Source organism: Streptomyces himalayensis subsp. himalayensis (genome assembly GCF_013778455.1).
Lineage (GTDB): Bacteria > Actinomycetota > Actinomycetes > Streptomycetales > Streptomycetaceae > Streptomyces > Streptomyces himalayensis.
Genome location: NZ_JACEHE010000018.1, coordinates 158,381 through 175,636, shown reverse-complemented (window position 1 = coordinate 175,636; position 17,256 = coordinate 158,381). Strand labels below are relative to the sequence as shown.

Annotated in this window: 13 protein-coding genes; 10 read left to right on the top strand and 3 right to left on the bottom strand. The window is 69.2% G+C overall.

The features are described from left to right. On the top strand, positions 1-625 hold a 625-nt coding region (locus H1D24_RS27340; protein ID WP_258564339.1), incomplete at its 5' end, for an acyl-CoA dehydrogenase family protein. A gap of 59 nt (positions 626-684) precedes the next feature. Here H1D24_RS27340 and yicI read toward each other — a convergent pair. Then, the gene (gene yicI / locus H1D24_RS27335) at positions 685-2,961 is read right to left on the bottom strand and encodes an alpha-xylosidase (RefSeq protein ID WP_181660356.1); all 2,277 of its coding nucleotides are present in this window, start codon (positions 2,959-2,961) and stop codon (positions 685-687) included. Between the two features lie 528 nt (positions 2,962-3,489). On the opposite strand from yicI, the gene H1D24_RS27330 reads away from it, so the two are divergent. The 4 genes from H1D24_RS27330 to H1D24_RS27315 are packed head-to-tail and all read left to right on the top strand — an operon-like array spanning position 3,490 to position 7,980. After that, on the top strand, positions 3,490-4,749 hold the full coding sequence (locus H1D24_RS27330) for an ABC transporter substrate-binding protein (protein WP_181660355.1): 1,260 nt from the start codon (positions 3,490-3,492) through the stop codon (positions 4,747-4,749). An 11-nt stretch (positions 4,750-4,760) separates the two neighbouring features. Further along, positions 4,761-5,714, top strand: coding sequence for a carbohydrate ABC transporter permease (locus H1D24_RS27325; protein ID WP_181660354.1), 954 nt, complete (start codon positions 4,761-4,763; stop codon positions 5,712-5,714). 5 nt (positions 5,715-5,719) lie between these two features. After that, a complete protein-coding gene (locus H1D24_RS27320; protein ID WP_181660353.1) occupies positions 5,720-6,574 on the top strand; it encodes a carbohydrate ABC transporter permease in 855 nt (284 codons plus the stop codon). Between the two features lie 8 nt (positions 6,575-6,582). Next, positions 6,583-7,980, top strand: coding sequence for a GH1 family beta-glucosidase (locus H1D24_RS27315; RefSeq protein ID WP_181660352.1), 1,398 nt, complete (start codon positions 6,583-6,585; stop codon positions 7,978-7,980). A 74-nt stretch (positions 7,981-8,054) separates the two neighbouring features. Here H1D24_RS27315 and H1D24_RS27310 read toward each other — a convergent pair whose 3' ends face one another. After that, entirely contained in the window at positions 8,055-9,302 is a 1,248-nt protein-coding gene (locus H1D24_RS27310; protein WP_181660351.1) for an ROK family protein, read from the bottom strand. A 405-nt stretch (positions 9,303-9,707) separates the two neighbouring features. Here H1D24_RS27310 and H1D24_RS27305 point away from each other — a divergent pair, with 405 nt between their 5' ends. Continuing rightward, positions 9,708-10,349: a CBS domain-containing protein gene (locus H1D24_RS27305; RefSeq protein WP_181660350.1), complete on the top strand. Its 642-nt coding sequence runs from the start codon at positions 9,708-9,710 to the stop codon at positions 10,347-10,349. A 373-nt stretch (positions 10,350-10,722) separates the two neighbouring features. Here the strand turns inward: H1D24_RS27305 and H1D24_RS27300 are convergent, their stop codons facing one another. After that, positions 10,723-12,834, bottom strand: a complete 2,112-nt coding sequence (locus H1D24_RS27300) for a glycoside hydrolase family 36 protein (protein ID WP_181660349.1) — start codon at positions 12,832-12,834, stop codon at positions 10,723-10,725. 112 nt (positions 12,835-12,946) lie between these two features. On the opposite strand from H1D24_RS27300, the gene H1D24_RS27295 reads away from it, so the two are divergent. The 4 genes from H1D24_RS27295 (at position 12,947) to H1D24_RS27280 (ending at position 17,238) form a co-directional block, all read left to right on the top strand. Next, a complete protein-coding gene (locus H1D24_RS27295) occupies positions 12,947-13,984 on the top strand; it encodes a LacI family DNA-binding transcriptional regulator (protein WP_181660348.1) in 1,038 nt (345 codons plus the stop codon). 85 nt (positions 13,985-14,069) lie between these two features. After that, positions 14,070-15,392: an ABC transporter substrate-binding protein gene (locus H1D24_RS27290; protein ID WP_181660347.1), complete on the top strand. Its 1,323-nt coding sequence runs from the start codon at positions 14,070-14,072 to the stop codon at positions 15,390-15,392. Between the two features lie 53 nt (positions 15,393-15,445). Next, a complete protein-coding gene (locus tag H1D24_RS27285) occupies positions 15,446-16,378 on the top strand; it encodes a carbohydrate ABC transporter permease (protein WP_309484456.1) in 933 nt (310 codons plus the stop codon). A 14-nt stretch (positions 16,379-16,392) separates the two neighbouring features. Continuing rightward, entirely contained in the window at positions 16,393-17,238 is an 846-nt protein-coding gene (locus tag H1D24_RS27280) for a carbohydrate ABC transporter permease (RefSeq protein WP_181660378.1), read from the top strand. The last annotated feature ends 18 nt before the right edge of the window (positions 17,239-17,256 follow it).

Below are 17,256 nucleotides of genomic sequence, written 5' to 3'. Positions count from 1 at the left end.
CGATCCCTCCAAGCGCTCGAAGGGCATCTCCGCGTTCGTGGTGGAGAAGTCCGATGAGGGTGTCTCTTTCGGTGCGCCGGAGAAGAAGCTGGGCATCAAGGGCTCGCCGACCCGCGAGGTGTACCTGGACAACGTGCGCATCCCGGCCGACCGGATGATCGGCGCGGAGGGCACCGGGTTCGCGACGGCGATGCGCACCCTGGACCACACGCGGATCACGATCGCCGCGCAGGCCCTCGGTATCGCGCAGGGCGCGCTGGACTACGCCAAGGGCTATGTCCAGGAGCGCAAGCAGTTCGGCAAGCCGATCGCGGACTTCCAGGGCATCCAGTTCATGCTGGCGGACATGGCCATGAAGATCGAGGCCGCGCGTCAGCTGACGTATGCGGCGGCGGCCAAGTCGGAGCGGGGCGATGGCGACCTGACCTTCCAGGGCGCGGCCGCGAAGTGCTTCGCCTCGGACGTGGCGATGGAGGTCACCACCGACGCGGTACAGCTGCTTGGCGGGTACGGCTACACCCGTGACTACCCGGTCGAGCGGATGATGCGCGACGCGAAGATCACCCAGATCTACGAGGGCACCAACCAGGTCCAGCGCATCGTGATGGCCCGCAACCTGCCGTAAGCCGACGTCCTGCCTGACCGGGCGACCCGGTCAGGCAGGACAGCGCCGCAGTCCACGCCTCAGCCCAGGCGCACAACCACCTCGCCCGTACCCTCCACCGAGGCACCACCAGGCACCTCCACACGGAACGCCCTGTCGGTGCCGTGCGCGGTGACCCGCAGCACCTCGCCCTCCCGCACGACGCGGTACATCGCCGCAGGGGCCCCGGTGTGGTCGGGCACCGTGACCTCGGCCTCGTACGCGGGGGAGCCGGCAGGGTGGACGCGCAGGGTCAGGCCCTCCAGCCAGTCGCCGTCCGGACGCTGGTCGTCCGCACCGATCGGAAGTACGGCGCCCTCGCGCACGTACAGCGGCAGGCTGTCGAAGCCGTGCTGCTCGGTACGCCACACCGGGCCGGTGACGGTCTCGCCGGTCAGCAGATGCGTCCACGTGCCTTCCGGCAGGTAGTACTCGACATCGCCCTCCGCGGTGAAGACCGGAGCCACCAGCAGGTCCGGGCCGAGCATGTACTGGCGGTCCAGGGCGCGGCACGTCGGGTCCTGCGGGAACTCCAGCAGCATCGGCCGCATCATGGGGACGCCGGTGCGGTGCGCCTCGACGGCGGCACCGTACAGATACGGCATCAGCCGGTGCTTCAGCAGCGTGAACTGCCGCGCCACGTCGACCGCTTCGTCGCCGAACGCCCACGGCACCCGGTACGACGACGACCCGTGCAGCCGGCTGTGTGAGGACAGCAGGCCGAACGCCAGCCAGCGCTTGAAGACCTCCGGATCCGGCGTGCCCTCGAACCCGCCGATGTCGTGGCTCCAGAAACCGAAGCCCGACAGGCCCAGCGACAGGCCGCCGCGCAGCGACTCGGCCATGGCTTCGAAGGAGGCCCAGCAGTCGCCGCCCCAGTGCACGGGGAACTGCTGTCCGCCGGCCGTGGCGGAGCGGGCGAAGAGGACGGCCTCGCCCTGGCCGCGCTCCTTCTCGAGGAGTTCGAAGACGGTGCGGTTGTACAGCTGGGTGTAGTAGTTGTGCATGCGCTCCGGGTCGGAGCCGTCGTGCCACACCACATCGGTGGGGATGCGCTCGCCGAAGTCCGTCTTGAAGCCGTCGACGCCCTGGTCGAGCAGCACCTTCAGCTTCGACTGGAACCAGGCGCAGGCCTCCGGATTGGTGAAGTCCACGAGGCCCATGCCGGCCTGCCACAGATCCCACTGCCAGATGTCGCCGTCTGCGGTGCGCACCAGATAGCCCTTCTCGGCGGCCTCGTCGAAGAGCGCGGACTTCTGCGCGATGTACGGATTGATCCAGAGGCAGATCCGCAGGCCGCGCTCCTTCAGCCGCGCGAGCATCCCGGCCGGGTCGGGGAAGACCTCCGGGTCCCACTCGAAGTCGGACCACTGGTACTCGCGCATCCAGAAGCAGTCGAAGTGGAAGACGGTCAGCGGGATGCCGCGCTCGGCCATGCCGTCCACGAAGGACGTGACCGTCTCCTCGTCGTACGACGTGGTGAACGACGTCGTCAGCCACAGCCCGAACGACCAGGCCGGCGGCAGCGCGGCGCGGCCGGTGAGCGCCGTGTACCGGCTGAGCACGTCCTTCGGGGACGGCCCGGCGACGACGTAGTACTCCAGCGACTGGTCCTCGACGCTGAACTGCACCTGACCCACCGACTCCGAGCCGACCTCGAAGGAGACCGCGCCGGGGTGGTTGACGAAGACGCCGTAGCCGCGCGACGAGAGGTAGAAGGGGATGTTCTTGTACGCCTGCTCGCTGCTGGTGCCGCCGTCGGCCTGCCACATGTCGACGACCTGGCCGTTCTTCACGTACGGGGTGAAGCGCTCGCCGAGGCCGTAGACGTTCTCTCCGACACCCAGGGCGAGCTGGGCCAGCATGTGGTGGGAGCCGTCGCCGGTGGTGGCGAAGCCGGTGCCCCGGTGACCGGCGGAGGTCAGTTCGCGGCCGTCCTCGCCGAGGAAGGTGAGGGCCCAGGGTGCCGCCGTGTCCAGCCGCAGGGTGAGAGGACCGCTGACGAGCTCGGTCACCGATCCGTCGCGCTGCACCCGTCCCGCGGCCCCGTCCGTGTCCGCTCCGGGCAGCTCGAAGTCCGGTCCGCGATGACGCCGTCCGGCGTGGTGCGTGACGCGTACCCCGATCACGCCCTCGGCCGGTGAGAAGCAGTCGACGGTGATCAGGGCCGAGTTGAGGGTGTCGCCCCGGCGCTGCACCCGCTTGACGGAGGCGTACGCCGTGAAACGGTCGGCGGTGGCGCGCACGTCGCGCACCTCGGTGGCGTATGAGGCGCGGACGCCGTCACGCATGAGCCAGAAGCCGTCGGTGAACTTCATGATCGTCCTCGGTTGGGCGTGGCAGGTGCGGCCGAGGAGGGATACGGCGCTCGCTTCTCGGTGGCGTGGTGGCGTACCCGGACTTCCTGCCAACGGGTTTGGTCGTGCTCAGAACAAATCGCAGGGCAATGCAGGGCAATGCTCAGAACAAATCGCAGGGCAACGGACAGCCTTGGCCCTGTCGCGTATCACAGGCAGCGTGCCCTGACTGCGGGCGACGCTATCAGCGTCGGAGTCCTCTGTCGAAGCGCTTCGACTCCGGCTCTGCTCCTCTATCACAAGGCAGCGCGTCTGACTGTGACGACGGTATCAGCGTTGGGGTCTGGTGTCGAAGCGCTTCGATGACCTATTAGTAATGGATGTAAACAAACGAACCCGGGCTGGATCGGTCGCCTGCTCGTCTTCGCCGCCCCCATCCGTCGACCCAGCGCCGTGCGGAACTGCCGGAGCCGCACGCGCGCAGACACCCACCCGCCGGGACACAGGCGTCCCCGCAGGCCGGCACTCCTCCCACGCAAGGGCACCACCGTGACAGCACACCCTCAGGCCGCCGCGCGCCCACCGCGGCGGCGTTCCAGGCGGGCTCTGGCCCCGCTCACCGTCGTCTCCGCGCTCGTCGCCACCGCCGCGCTGACCGGCTGCGGCCAGCAGCGGGACGACAACGTCTACACGCTTCTGAACTCGTCGACCGACGAGTCGTACCACCGCTGGGACGGCGACACGCTCGCCCGCTGCAGCAAACAGCTCGGCGTGACCATCGAGCAGCAGAGCGTCCCGGCCCCTCAGGTCATGACGAAAGCGCTGCGCATGGCGTCCTCGAAGTCGCTGCCGGACATCGTCCAGTTCGACGGCTCCGAAATGCCCACCTTCGCCGAGACCGGCGGGCTGATGGACCTCGAGAAGCTCGGCGTCTCCACCGAGGACATCCCGCAGGGCATCGTCGACTACGGCTCGTACGACGGCACCTACTACGGCGCCGCGCGCACGGTGAACACCCTTGCGCTGTTCTACAACAAGGACATCCTCGACAAGGCCGGCCTCGAGGTGCCCACCACGTGGGACGAGATGCGGGAGACCGCCAAGAAGCTCACTCAGGGCAGCCAGTACGGCATCGCGCTGAGCGCGGGCGGCGCGGAGGACGGCGTCTACCAGTTCACGCCGTTCATGTGGTCCAACGGCGGCGACGAGACCGACCTGGACAGCCCCGAGGTGGTCCAGGCGCTGGACTACTGGAAGGCCCTGATCGGGGACGGTTCGCTGTCCAAGTCCACGGTCAACTGGACCCAGGCGGACGTCAACGACCAGTTCATGGCCGGCAACGCCGCCATGATGATCAACGGCCCGTGGCAGGTCGAGACTCTCAACACCAAGAAGGACCTGAACTGGGGCATCGCCCAGATCCCGGTCCCGCAGAAGGGCGACGACTCCGTGGGGCCGCTGGGCGGCGGCATGCTGACCATCCCCGACATCGGTGACACCGAGCGGGAGAAGATGTCCGCCCGCATCATCACCTGCATGACCAGCGAGCAGGAGGAGATCACCTACGCGCTGAACAGCTGGATGATCCCGGCCAACCAGAAGGCCGCCGACACCTGGCGCGGGAAGGTCCCCGAGCTGAGCTCCCTGGCCGACCAGGTGGCCACCGCGCGGTCGCGCACCGCCAAGCTCGGCGCCGGCTGGTCCTCCGTGTCGCTCGCGCTGCAGAGCGCTTTCCAGGGGGCCCTCACCGGTCAGGAGAGCGAAGCCGTCCTGAAGAAGGCCCAGCAGCGCCTCGAGAGCGGGAACTGAGGTACGTACAGATGTCGACCACCACTGCTGCTGCCCGACCCGTCGCGCCTGCGCCGGAGACCACCGGCCGGAAGATCAGCCCCGCGAGCGGCAAGCGCCGTCGCGCGATCGCCCAGTGGGGGTTCGTCGCCCCCGCGGTGATCTTCATGGTGCTGTTCTTCGGGTACCCGCTCGTCCGCAACATCGTGATGAGCTTCCAGGACTACTCCCCGTCCACGTTCTTCACGGGTGAGGCCCCCTTCAACGGGTTCGACAACTGGAAGAACGTCTTCCAGGACGACCTCTTCGGCAAGGCCCTCTGGCAGACCATCGTCTTCACGATCGGCTCGCTGCTCGGCCAGTTCTGCATCGGCCTCGCTCTCGCGGTCTTCTTCAACCGCCACTTCCCGCTCGGCGGCCTGCTGCGCTCGCTGATCCTGCTGCCGTGGCTGGTCCCCATGGTCGTCTCCGGCATCGTCTGGCGGCGCATCCTCGACCAGGACACCGGCGTCCTCAACTCGTTCCTCGGCCTGTTCGGCCTGGGGGACACCCCCTGGCTGACCAGTACGAGCGTGGCGCTGGTCGCGGTCGTCCTGGTCAATATCTGGATCGGCATCCCGTTCAACATGGTGATCCTCTACGGCGGCCTCCAGGAGATCCCGAAGGAGCTCTACGAGGCGGCCTCGCTGGACGGCGCCTCCGCCTGGCGGACCTTCCGCTCCATCACCCTGCCGCTGCTCAGGCCCGTCATCACCGTGGTGCTGGTGCTCGGCTTCATGTCGACGGTCAAGATCCTCGACCTGATCCTCGCCCTCACCGACGGCGGCCCCGCCGACTCCACCCAGACCCTGGGCACCCTCACGTACCAGAACTCCTTCGTCCAGCTGGACTTCGGAGCCGGTGCCGTGGTCGGCAACGTCCTGATCCTGATCTCCGCCGTCTTCGCGGTGTTCTACCTGCGGGCCAACCGCAACGAGGGGAAGTGACCGGCATGGCGACCATCACCCGCACCCCCGCCGTCCCGCCCACGGCAGTCAACAAGCCGAAGCGCCGTTGGGGCGCCACCGCGTTCGGCGTCGTCGTCCTGTGCGTGATGCTGTTCCCGCTGTACTGGATGGTCAACACCGCGCTGCAGCCCGAGGCCGGACTGCTCGAGGTGGACCCGTTCCCGAGCAGCCTGGACCTGTCAGGCTTCAGCTCCGCCGTCACCGAGCAGGGCACCAACCTGCTGACCTCGCTCGCCGTCGCACTCGGCGCCGTGGCCATCTGCCTGGCGATCTCCGCGCCCGCCGCCTACGGACTCGCCCAGTTCCGGCTGCCCGGCACCAAGGCGATCGTCTTCGGCACGCTCATCACCCAGATGGTGCCGGGCATCGTCATCGCCAACGCCCTCTACAGCGCGTACGTCGACCTCGGGCTCGTCAACTCGTACTTCGGTCTGATGCTGGCGGACGCCTCGCTGGGCATCCCGTTCGCGATCGTGCTGATGCGCTCCTTCATGGTCGCCATACCCAGGGAGGTCATCGAGGCCGCGCAGGTCGACGGTGCCGGCCGGCTCCGCACCTTCGTCCAGGTGGTGCTGCCGATGAGCCGTAACTCCCTGATCACCGCAGGCCTGTTCTCCTTCCTGTACGCGTGGAGCGACTTCATGTTCGCCCTGACGCTGAACACCACGGACGACGTGAAGCCGATCACGCTGGGCATCTACCAGTACATCGGCGCCCACGTCGGCGACTGGGGCTCGGTCATGGCGGCATCCGTGCTGTCGGCCATCCCGGCCGCGATCCTGCTCGTCCTCGCCCAGAAGTACATCGCAGCCGGCATCACCGGCGGTTCCGTCAAGTAAAGGCAGACATGAGCGATTTCCCTGAGTCCTCGAGCTTCCCGAGCTTCCCGTCCGGTTTCGTGTTCGGCGCCGCCACCGCCTCGTACCAGATCGAGGGCGCGGCGAACGAGGACGGCCGCGGACCCTCCATCTGGGACACCTACAGCCACACGCCGGGACGCACCGACCGTGGTGACACCGGAGACGTGGCCTGCGACCACTACCACCGCTACCCGGAGGACGTGGCGCTGCTGCGCGAGCTCGGCGTGGACTCCTACCGGTTCTCCATCGCCTGGCCGCGCATCCAGCCCGACGGCTCGGGCCCGGCCAACCCCAAGGGCCTGGACTTCTACTCCCGGCTTGTAGACGAGCTCCTCGAGGCGGGGATCGAACCGGCCGCCACCCTCTACCACTGGGACCTGCCCCAGGCCCTGGAAGACCGGGGCGGCTGGCGGGTGCGCGAGACCGCCGAGCGTTTCGCCGAGTACACGGCGATCGTCGCCGAGCACCTCGGCGACCGCGTACCGCGCTGGATCACCCTGAACGAGCCGTGGTGCAGCGCCTTCCTCGGCTACTCGGTCGGGCGGCACGCACCCGGCGCGCAGGAAGGCACCGGCGCGCTGGCCGCCGCCCACCATCTGCTGGTCGGCCACGGCCTCGCGGTCAAGGCGCTGCGGGCTGCGGGCGTACGGGAGGTGGGGATCACCCTCAACCCGGACTGGAACGTCCCGGCCACCGACTCGGACGCCGACCTCGCCGCTGTCGTCCGTGCCGACACGCAGCACAACCTGGTGTGGACCGAGCCGCTGTTCGCCGGCCGCTACCCGGCCACCGAGGAGGAGACCTGGGGTGAGCTGATCACCGGCCAGGACTTCCGCCGCGAGGGCGACCTGGGGCTGATCGGGCAGCCGCTGGACTTCCTGGGCGTCAACTACTACCGGCCCATCGTGGTCGCGGCGGCCCCGCACCGGGAGGCCGACCCGGCCAAGCGCGTCGCCACCGACAACCGGTACACGGAGGCCGGCTACCCCGGCGTCCGGCACACAGCGATGAACTGGCCGGTCGTGCCCGAGACCTTCACCGACCTGCTGGTCGCGATGAAGCAGCGTTACGGCGACGCCCTGCCGCCCGTCCACATCACCGAGAACGGCTCCGCCGAGCACGACACGGTGGACGCGGACGGCGCGGTGCACGACACGGACCGGGTCGAGTACCTCAGCAGTCATCTCACCGCGCTCAAGGCGGCCATGGACGCCGGGGTCGACGTGCGCGGCTACTACGTCTGGTCGCTGCTCGACAACTTCGAGTGGGCCCTCGGCTACGCCAAGCGCTTCGGCATCATCCGGGTCGACTACGACACCCTCGAGCGCACCCCGAAGGACAGCTACCGCTGGTACCAGCAGCTGATCGCGGCCCATCGGGGCTGATCAGCTCGCTCCGGTGCGCGGGGCGGACGTGTCCGGGCGCGGGGCGCCCGACCCGCCTCGCGCACCCGGCGCCGTCAGGCCGTCGCCCTCCCATACTTCGCATAAGCCGCCGGATCGGCCAGCACCTCCCGTACCACGAGGGCGGCCGCGCCCCGAGAGGCGTCCCCGGACGAGGAAGACGCCCGCAGCCGTCCGTTGCCCGGTTCCCACAGGCCCGAGACCACGCGCGCGGTCAGCTCGCGGTCGATGGAAGGCGCCAGCCACGGCAACAGTTCGCGGTAGATGCCGCCGAGGACGACCGCATCCGGGTCGAACAGATTCACCGCGCCGGACAGCACAACCCCCAGCTTCTGTCCCGCCTGGTCGAGCGCCCTCACGGCCCGCTCTTCGCCGCGCCGCGCCCGGCGCTCCAGCTCGGCCACCCCGGGCCCTCCGGCCACGTCGTCCAGGCCCGCCGCCCTCAGCAGGGCCGCCTGGCCCGCGTACTGCTCCAGGCAGCCGTGCGCACCGCAGCGGCACAGGGGACCGATCTGGTCCACCGCCACATGCCCGATCTCACCGGCGAAGCCATGGGCACCACGCAGCAGTTCACCGCCCAGCACCAGAGCGCCACCGATACCGATCTCGCCGCTCACATAGAGGAAGGTGCGGACGGCCTCCGGCGCGCCGCCGAACCACAGCTCGGCCAACGCCGCCACGTTCGCCTCGTTGTCGGCGGTGACCGGCAGTGCGCGCTCGGTGGGCCGCAGCGTGGACAGCGCCTGCGCGAACAGTCCCTCGACGGCGACGCGCTTCCAGCCCAGGTTGGGCGCCTGACGGACCGTGCCACCGGAGATCAGCCCGGGCAGGGCCAGCTCAACGCCCACCGGACGCAGGTCCTGTTCGACAGCCGACTCCAGCGCGCGCGACGCGATCCGGGCCGCGTGGGCGAGCACCTCGGCGGCCGGTACGCCCCGGTTGTCGAGCCGTTCGACGAGCCGTACCCGGTCGGTACCGGCGAGGTCCACGACGCACACCGCGACATAGTCGATGTTGATCTCGACGCCCAGTCCGGCGGGCCCGGTGCGGGCCACCTTGAGCACGGTTCCGGGCCGCCCTGCCTGACCGCTGAACGTCTTGCCCGACTCCGTGAGGAACCCGCACTCCATCAGCTGTTCCACCAGCGAGGAGACCGCCGCCCTGGTCAGCCCCACATGCGAGGCGACCCCGGCCCGGGTCGCCTCGCCCGCGTCGTGGACGGCCCGCAGCACGAGGCTCAGATTGTGCCGCCGCACCGTGGCCTTGTCGGCCTTGGGCTCCAGGGGAGTCAGGTTGTTCTTCATCGTGGAGCCGACCCTATGCGACCGTGTTCGTGGCCGTGGCGGCGTGGCGGGCGTAGGCCCCGCCCTGGGAAGTGGCCGAGCGTCGGGGCGAAGGACATGCCGGAGCGGGCCAGTGGCCCGGTCACGTCCTGGTAGGTGTGGCCGAGGCGGGTCTCCTTCTGGCGGCGCCCGCAGCGGCCCGTGCCGGCCGATGTGTGTGAGCTCGTCCGCACTCCTGGCCGTGGGACCGTCGGCACTCCCCGTCAGGCCGAACGGCACTGGTCGCCCGAGCGGGGCGGTGCTGTCATGGGGAGAGGAGACGGCGTGGACGAGCCGGCAGGGCCGCGGAGGCCGGCGCGCGGCACGTCGTCCGCCCGGGCGGTCCGACCGCGGCCGCCCCGTCGCACAGCGGAGGAGGCCGATGCCATGCTGCACCGCCGCACGGTCGGTGACGTGATGACCGAGGAGGTCGTCACCCTCCGCCCCAGTACACCGTTCCAGGAGGTCGCCGCCCTGCTGGACGCGCACGACATCGCCGCGGCCCCGGTCGTCGACGATGACGGCGCCCCCGTCGGCGTCGTGACCGCGTCCGACGTGCTGCGGCACGAGACAGGCATGCCCGATCCGCAGGGGCGTGACGGGAACGAGGAGCGCGCCTGGGGCAAGGCCCGGGCCCGGACCGCGGGCGCGCTCATGAGCAGCCCCGTCTTCACGGCCCGTGCCGACTGGACGATCCCCCGGGCCGCACGGGAACTCCGCAGGCGGCACGTCAAGCAGCTGCCGGTGGTCGGCGAAAACGGGCTCCTCACCGGCATCGTCAGCCGCAGCGACCTGCTCGACGCATTCATCCGCTCCGACGCCGAGATCCGCGGCGAGGTCGAGCAGGATGTTCTGGGGCGCATCCTCGGCCTGGACGAGGGCACCGTCGCGGTCGAGGTCCGGGACGGCGTCGTCACCCTGCGGGGTCACGTCCCGGAACAGCGACTCGTCCCGGTGCTCATGGGCCTCTGCCAGGGCATCGACGGTGTCGTCGCTGTGGACGCCCACCTCGCCGCCCGGGCGGGCTAAGAGGTGCTCACAAAATGGGCGCCCGGCTCGAGGCGCCTGGCACGCACTCCCCCAGCTAACTCCCCCAGCTAACGCTGGGGGTGCCCCCAGGAGGTGCCCCCACGCCGCGTTGCCGAAACACCCTAGTAGCTCCTCCCCCATTGCCTTAAGGGCATGGGAGGTGCCCCCATCGAGGGTCTTCCGGCGCCTTGCGATCGCACGCACCAGGCGCCTCGAGCTGATCGGACTCCCATTTTTGTGAGCACCTCTAAGACCGGCCGGCAAATGGGGGGCGGCGTCGCGGGGCTGGGTTCCCCAGGGAGCGGCGAGGCAGCAGCAGCCGCCGTTGCGGACCGTCGTGGGGGACGCGGCCGGTGAGCCGCAGCCCGTTCTCTCACGCCGCCTGTCCGGGCGCCTTCTCCGTCAACAGGATGAGCAGGCAAGCCGGATCCCGCGGCAGCTCAACGGCGAGCCAGGACCGGTCGGCATGCCAGGTCGCGGTCGCCGGCGGCGATGACGTGTGCAGAATCTCGGCGCGCACCGCACGGTCCGCCAGATGCGGCACGCGCAGCGTCCGGCCCGTTGCACCACCCCTCCGCCACACCGACACATACGTCGCGTCGTCCCCCCGCAGCCCCAGCGCCACCCACTCGTCGTCCCAGCCCGGCAGCCCGAGCGGCCAGAACGGAACGGCACGCGGCAGATCCCGGCGCAGTGACTTGTACGTATCCAACGCCTGCCGGACCAGTGCGAGTTGGTCCGGCGACATGCGGTTCAGATAGCCCGACAGATGGATCCGGCCCAGCAGCGCACCGCCGAGCGTGAAGGCGATTTCCTCGTCGGTGAACTCCGGCTGCGGGTACGCCCACACCGCACCCTGCTCCGGCGGCACCGCGGTGGGTGCGGCAGCAGCGATCGGCGGGTAGCGGAGGGGATCCTGCTGATCGCTGGTGGACTGCAGCTGGGTGACGGCGAGCGAGGCGCCGTCCATACGCATGCCACCGGAGGCGCAGTTCTCGATCACCAGGCCGGGATGGCGGTCGAGGAGGGACGACAGCCAGTCCAGCCAGGCGCGGGCATGGCCGAGCAGCGGGCCGCCGGGGGACACCGTGATGTTGTAGTCGAGCTTGAGATAACCCACGCCCCACTCCGCCACGATCCGGTCGACCGTCGCGTCGAGATGGGCGCGGGCGGCCGGGTGACGCAGATCCAGCTGGTGGCGGCCGTGCTCGGTGACACGGATGCCGTCCTGGCAGACGAAGGCATCGTCGGGGAGAGACCGGGCGACCGGGCTGCGTACGCCCACCACCTCGGGCTCCAGCCACAGGCCCGGCACCATGCCACGGCGGCGGATGTGGTCCAGGACGGCCTGGATGCCACCGCCCGGGAAGCGCCGCTCAGAGGGAAGCCACTCGCCGACGCTGTCCCACCAGCCCTGCGCGTCGTCGTACCAACCCGAGTCGATGCAGAAGTACTCGGCGCCGACCGAGGCCGCCGCGTCGATCAGCGGCAGCAGCTTCTCCGTCGTCGGGTCGCCCATCAGTGTGTTCATGTAGTCGTTGAAGACGACGGGCAGGGTGGTGTGGTCGGGGTGCGGCCGGCGCCCGGCACGGCGGTACGCGGTGAGGGCGGCCAGCGCGTCCTCGAAGCCGGAGCCGAGGGCGAGGGCCGCCGCTTCGGTCGTGAACCCGGCCCCTGGGGCGAGGTGTTCCCGCCACTGGTGCTCGGCATCCGTAGGTCCGCCGAGCGCCAGATACGTACCGCCCCCGCACTCGCCCGTGTCCCAGCGCCAGGCCACCGCCGACTCGATCTGCCACAGCCAGGTCCGGCCGTCCGTACGGTCGGAGAGCGCTCCCATCGCCAGATGGCCGTCGGTGGGCCAGCTGCCCCGGCTGCTCACCGCCAGGCAGGCTCGGCTGTCGTGCTCATGAAACTCTCGGCCGATGTCGGCCACATGGGCGCGCAGCGGCTCGGTGAACCAGCGGCACTCGGCCAGCCAGTCGTTGCGCGCGCGGTGCACGTCCAGCACGTCGGGCGAGGGCAACGCGCCGAGCAGAAGACTGGAGACGGAGCGCAGCACGAGCGGCTCGGCTCCCTCGTTGCGCAGCCGGACCTCGGAACGTACGACCGGGATGCCGTCCGGAGAGGAGAACACCACCTCGGCCGCCAACCCGGTCGCTTCGTCGAAGAGTTCGACATACAGCCGGTGCCAGACGCCGTCTCTTTCGGACCGATGGGCACGGTGCCGCAGCCGCCCGCCGAGCGCCGAGTCCAGGAACCTCGGCCCCGACCAGCCGTTACCGTGCCCCAGCGCGGTGATCTCCACCAGAGGCAGTGCCGACTCGGGGCCGACGGGCGACAGGGTGGCCGCGTCCGGCCGCGCCAGTCGGGTGATCCTCAGCGCCCCGTCGGAGCCGGTGGCGAACTCGGCCTCAAGTCCCGCGTGACCCCAACTGAACTTCTCCTGAGGGACGGTGGCTGGGCTGGTGGCTGCCTCACCGGTCAACGCGGACCCTCCTGATTCCCTGTGTCCGTCGCTTCCGACGGTGTGCGTCCGATGTATGAATCCGTCGTTACGGTCTCTTGACGAGGTAATTGTGACCGGTCACAATCCTGGCATGAATGTGACCGGTCACACAAGCAGGACGGCGAGCATCAGGGACGTCGCCGCCGCGGCGAACGTCTCGTACCAGACCGTCTCCCGCGTGATCAACGGCCACCCCAGCGTGAAGCAGTCGACCCGAGAGCGCGTACTCGCCGCCATCGACGAACTGGGGTTCCGGCGCAGCGCCACCGCGCACGCGCTGGCCAGCGGCCGTTCCCGATCGGTGACCGTCCTGACGGCCAACACCACCCACCACGGCTACGCGAGCATCCTGCAGGGCATCGAGGAGGCGGCCCGCTCGGCTTCGTACACCGTGGCCATAGGCGTACTCGAGTCGGCCGACGAGACCGCGGTGCGGGCCGAGGTGCAGCGCGCTGCCGATGCCGGCGGCGGGCTGATCGTCATCGCATACGATCCCGCCGGGGTGCGGGCCCTGCAGCAAGTACCCGAAGGCATCCCGGTCGTGGGTGTGGTCGAGACGCCCGCGCGGACACCCGGCAGCGACCGCCCCTGGGTGTGGACCGACGACCGCGTGGCGGCCTACGAGGCCACCCGCCATCTGCTGTCGCTGGGCCACGAGACCGTGCACTATGTCGCCATCCCCTCGAGCACACGGCGCACCGCGGCGCGTACGGCGGGCTGGCGCGCCGCACTGCGCGAGGCGGGAGCCCCCGAACCCCGGCCCGTGCAGGGCACTTGGGGCCCGGCAGGTGGTCATGCTGCGGGCCGCAAACTGGCCGCTGACCCGTCCGTCACCGCGATCCTGTGCGGCAACGACGACCTTGCGCTGGGGGTGATGCGGGCGCTGCACGAGGCGGGGCGCTCCATCCCCGGCGAGGTGAGCGTGGCCGGTTTCGACGACGCCCCGCACGCCGCGTATCTCACCCCGTCACTCACCACCGTACGACTGGACTTCACCGGCCTCGGGCGGGCGGCCTTCGGGCTGCTGCACGGGGTCGTCGAACAGTCCGCTCCCGTGGCCCCGCACCCCGTCTCCGTACCGGAACTGGTGGTCAGGGAGAGCTCAGGTCCTCCGCCGGTCATCTCCTGACCCGCAGTCAGACACACACTCTCGAGCCCCACTCAAGCCCTCTCGACCCCTTCATGCCCGTCCACGCAGCAAAGGCAGAAGCCCGATGAAGCGAGTTCTCCCAGCCCTCGTGCTGATATGTGCCACTGCCCTGACCGCCACCGCCTGCAGCGACCCGACCGCGGGCAACGGCGACGCGGACTCCGCGCCTCAGACGAAGGTCGACCCCACGGCGAAGCTCGACGGCGTGAAGCTGACCATGTGGACCGCGCAGAACACCGTCAACGCCCCCCAACAGGTCATCGACGCCTTTGAGAAGGCCACCGGCGCCGAGGTCGACACCCAGGCGATCCCCGACCTGTACGAGCAGAACGTGCCGACGAAGCTCGCTTCGGGTGACAAGCCGGACCTGATGTTCTGGCAGCCGTCCATCTCCACGCTGCCGTTCATCCAGCCGCAGCAGAACCTGCTCACCCTCGACAACGAGCCCTGGGTGAACAAGCTCGGTGACACCGAGAAGTCCCTCGGTGTCATCGACGGCAAGCGCTATGCCGCGATCGTCACCACCCCCGCCATGCTCGGCGTCTACTACAACAAGGACGTCTTCAAGAAGGCGGGCATCACCGAGGACCAGTTCCCCAAGAGCTACGACGAGTTGCTCGCCCTCGGCCACAAGATCAAGGACAAGACGGACGCGGCCGCCTTCTACGAGTCCGGCGGCGACAAGTGGCCCCTGCAGTGGCAGATGCAGGTGCAGCTCACCGACCTCGACAAGCAGTGGTGGGCGGACCTCAACAAGAACCAGGAGAAGTGGAACGACCCGGTCGTCGTCAAGGCCATCACCACGTACAAGGAGAAGCTGCTCGACGCCGGGCTCGCGCAGAAGAACTACAAGACCGGCACCTTCACCGGCTCCGCGGACGCGCTGTGGAACGGCGACGCCGCCATGGTCCTCAACGTCACCTCCTTCCAGTCACAGATCCAGGCCAAGCACAGCACCGAGGAGATCGACAAGAAGCTGGGCTGGTTCCCGATCTCCAACTCCGACGACACCGGCATGTACTCGCCGGACCAGACGAACGGCGTTGTCGCCTTCAAGACCGGTGACGAGAAGCGGCAGAACGCCGCCCGCCAGTTCCTGGCCTTCTGGCTCGACACGGACTACGCCTCGTACATCAAGGCGATGAAGATCCCCTCGGTGCAGCCCGGAGTGCCCAGCCCCGACGGGCTCCCGGACACCTCGCAGGCCCAGATGAAGGCGCTGCCCACGGCGAACGGCGTCTTCCAGGCCAAGGCCATCGTCGCCCCGGACACGCACCTCTATCTGGCCGACATGCTGTACGGCAAGAAGACCCCGGAGCAGGTGGCCCAGGCGATCCAGGACCAGTTCGCACAGGTGGCCAAGGCCCAGGGCGCGCCCGGCTTCTGACCGCCCGGTTGCTGATCCGAGCCGTTCAGCGCCCAGAGCGAGGGATTCCCGTCGTGGCCGACACAGCCATACGTATGGACAAGGCGGCACCGTCCGTCCGCAGGAGCAGGAGGCAGAAGAACGTGGGACGGCTGCCGCGCGCGGCCGTCCACCACCCCTGGTGGTTCGCGCTGCCGGCGGTCGTGGTCTTCGTGGCCTTCTTTCTGGTGCCCAACCTGCTCAACTTCTACTATCCGTTCACCAACTGGTCCTCGTACCACGCTGACGTGGCCTTCACCGGCCTCGACAACTTCAAGACGGTCGTGGACGACGGCTCGCTGCTGAGGGCCATCAGGACGACGCTCGTGTACGCGGCCCTGGCCGCCCTCTTCCAGAACGGCTTCGGGCTCGGCCTCGCCCTGCTCCTGGAGGAGGACACGCGCTTCAACCGCTTCTTCCGCGCCGTCTTCTTCCTGCCCGTCCTCATCTCGGCGCTCGCCGTCGGATACGTGTTCCAGGCGCTCCTGGACCAGGACGGCGCGGTCAACTCCGTGTTCGGCGCGAACGTTCCCTGGCTCGGCTCGACCACCTGGACGCTCGTCCTGGTCTCCGTCATCCACGGCTGGAAGTGGATGGGCCTGTCGATGCTGATCTATCTCGCCGGGCTCAAGGGCATTCCGGGCGACATGCTCGAGGCCGCGAAGATCGACGGTGCAGGGCCGTGGCGTACATTCCGGTCCGTGCGCTGGCCGATGCTCGCACCCGCCGTCACGTTCAACGTGACCACGGCACTGATCGGTTCGATGAACACCTTCGACATCGTGCAGGCCACCACGGGCGGCGGCCCGGCCGCATCCACCGAGGTCTTCAACATCTACATGTTCCGGGTCTTCGGACAGGGCCTGTACGCGCAGGCGTCCACGATGAGCCTCGTCCTCTTCCTGATCGTGGTCACGATCGCGATCCCGCTGGTCATCGGGTTGCGCCGAAGGGAGCAGATGCTGTGAGCGCGCTCGCAGTGATGTCTGGAAGCGGGTCTTCACGAGCCCGTGTCTGGCGCTTCGGGCGCCCCGCCCTCGTCCTGCTGCTCGCCGGCCTCGCCGTCGGTGTGCCGCTGTGGCTGGTCCTCGTCACCTCGGCCAAGCCCCAGGGCGAGGCGGTCAAGCCGAACCTCGACCTGCCGCGGCACTGGCAGCCCGCCGACAACTACGCCGACGCCGTCAGCCAGGGAGAGATGCTGCGCGGCCTGCTCAACTCCCTCGCGGTCGTGGTGCCTTCGGTGGTGCTCGTTCTGGTCCTCGGTGCGGGCGCGGCCTGGGTCTTCGCCCGCCGCAAGTCGAAGCTGGTCTCGGCGGCGTACGCCCTGACCATCAGCGGACTGCTGCTGCCGCCCGCGGTGATCACCATCGTCATGGAGCTGAGGCAGTTGGGCCTGGCAGGCACCAGGCCCGGCATGATCGCCGTCTACACCGGGATGTACCTGTCCACGTCGATCTTCTTCATGACGGGCTTCATCCGCTCCATCCCCACCGAGTTGGAGGAAGCGGCCCGGATGGACGGGGCGAAGCCGCTGCGGATCTTCCTGCGGATCATCCTGCCCCTGCTGCGGCCGGTCATCGCCACCGCGACGATCATGGTGATGCTCTACGCCTGGAGCGACATCTTCTACGCCTTCTTCGTCCTCGGCGGCGGAGACGCGGCGACTCTGCCGATCAACCTCTACCAGGTCGCCAGCGCTCAGCTCTACCTCAACAACTGGCACCTCATCTTCGCGTACGTCGTGGTGATGAGCCTGCCGATGGTCGCCGTGTTCCTGGTGGCCCAGCGAAAGATCGTGTCCGGAATCACCAGTGGAGCCGTCAAATAACCGGAGGTCTACGTGAGC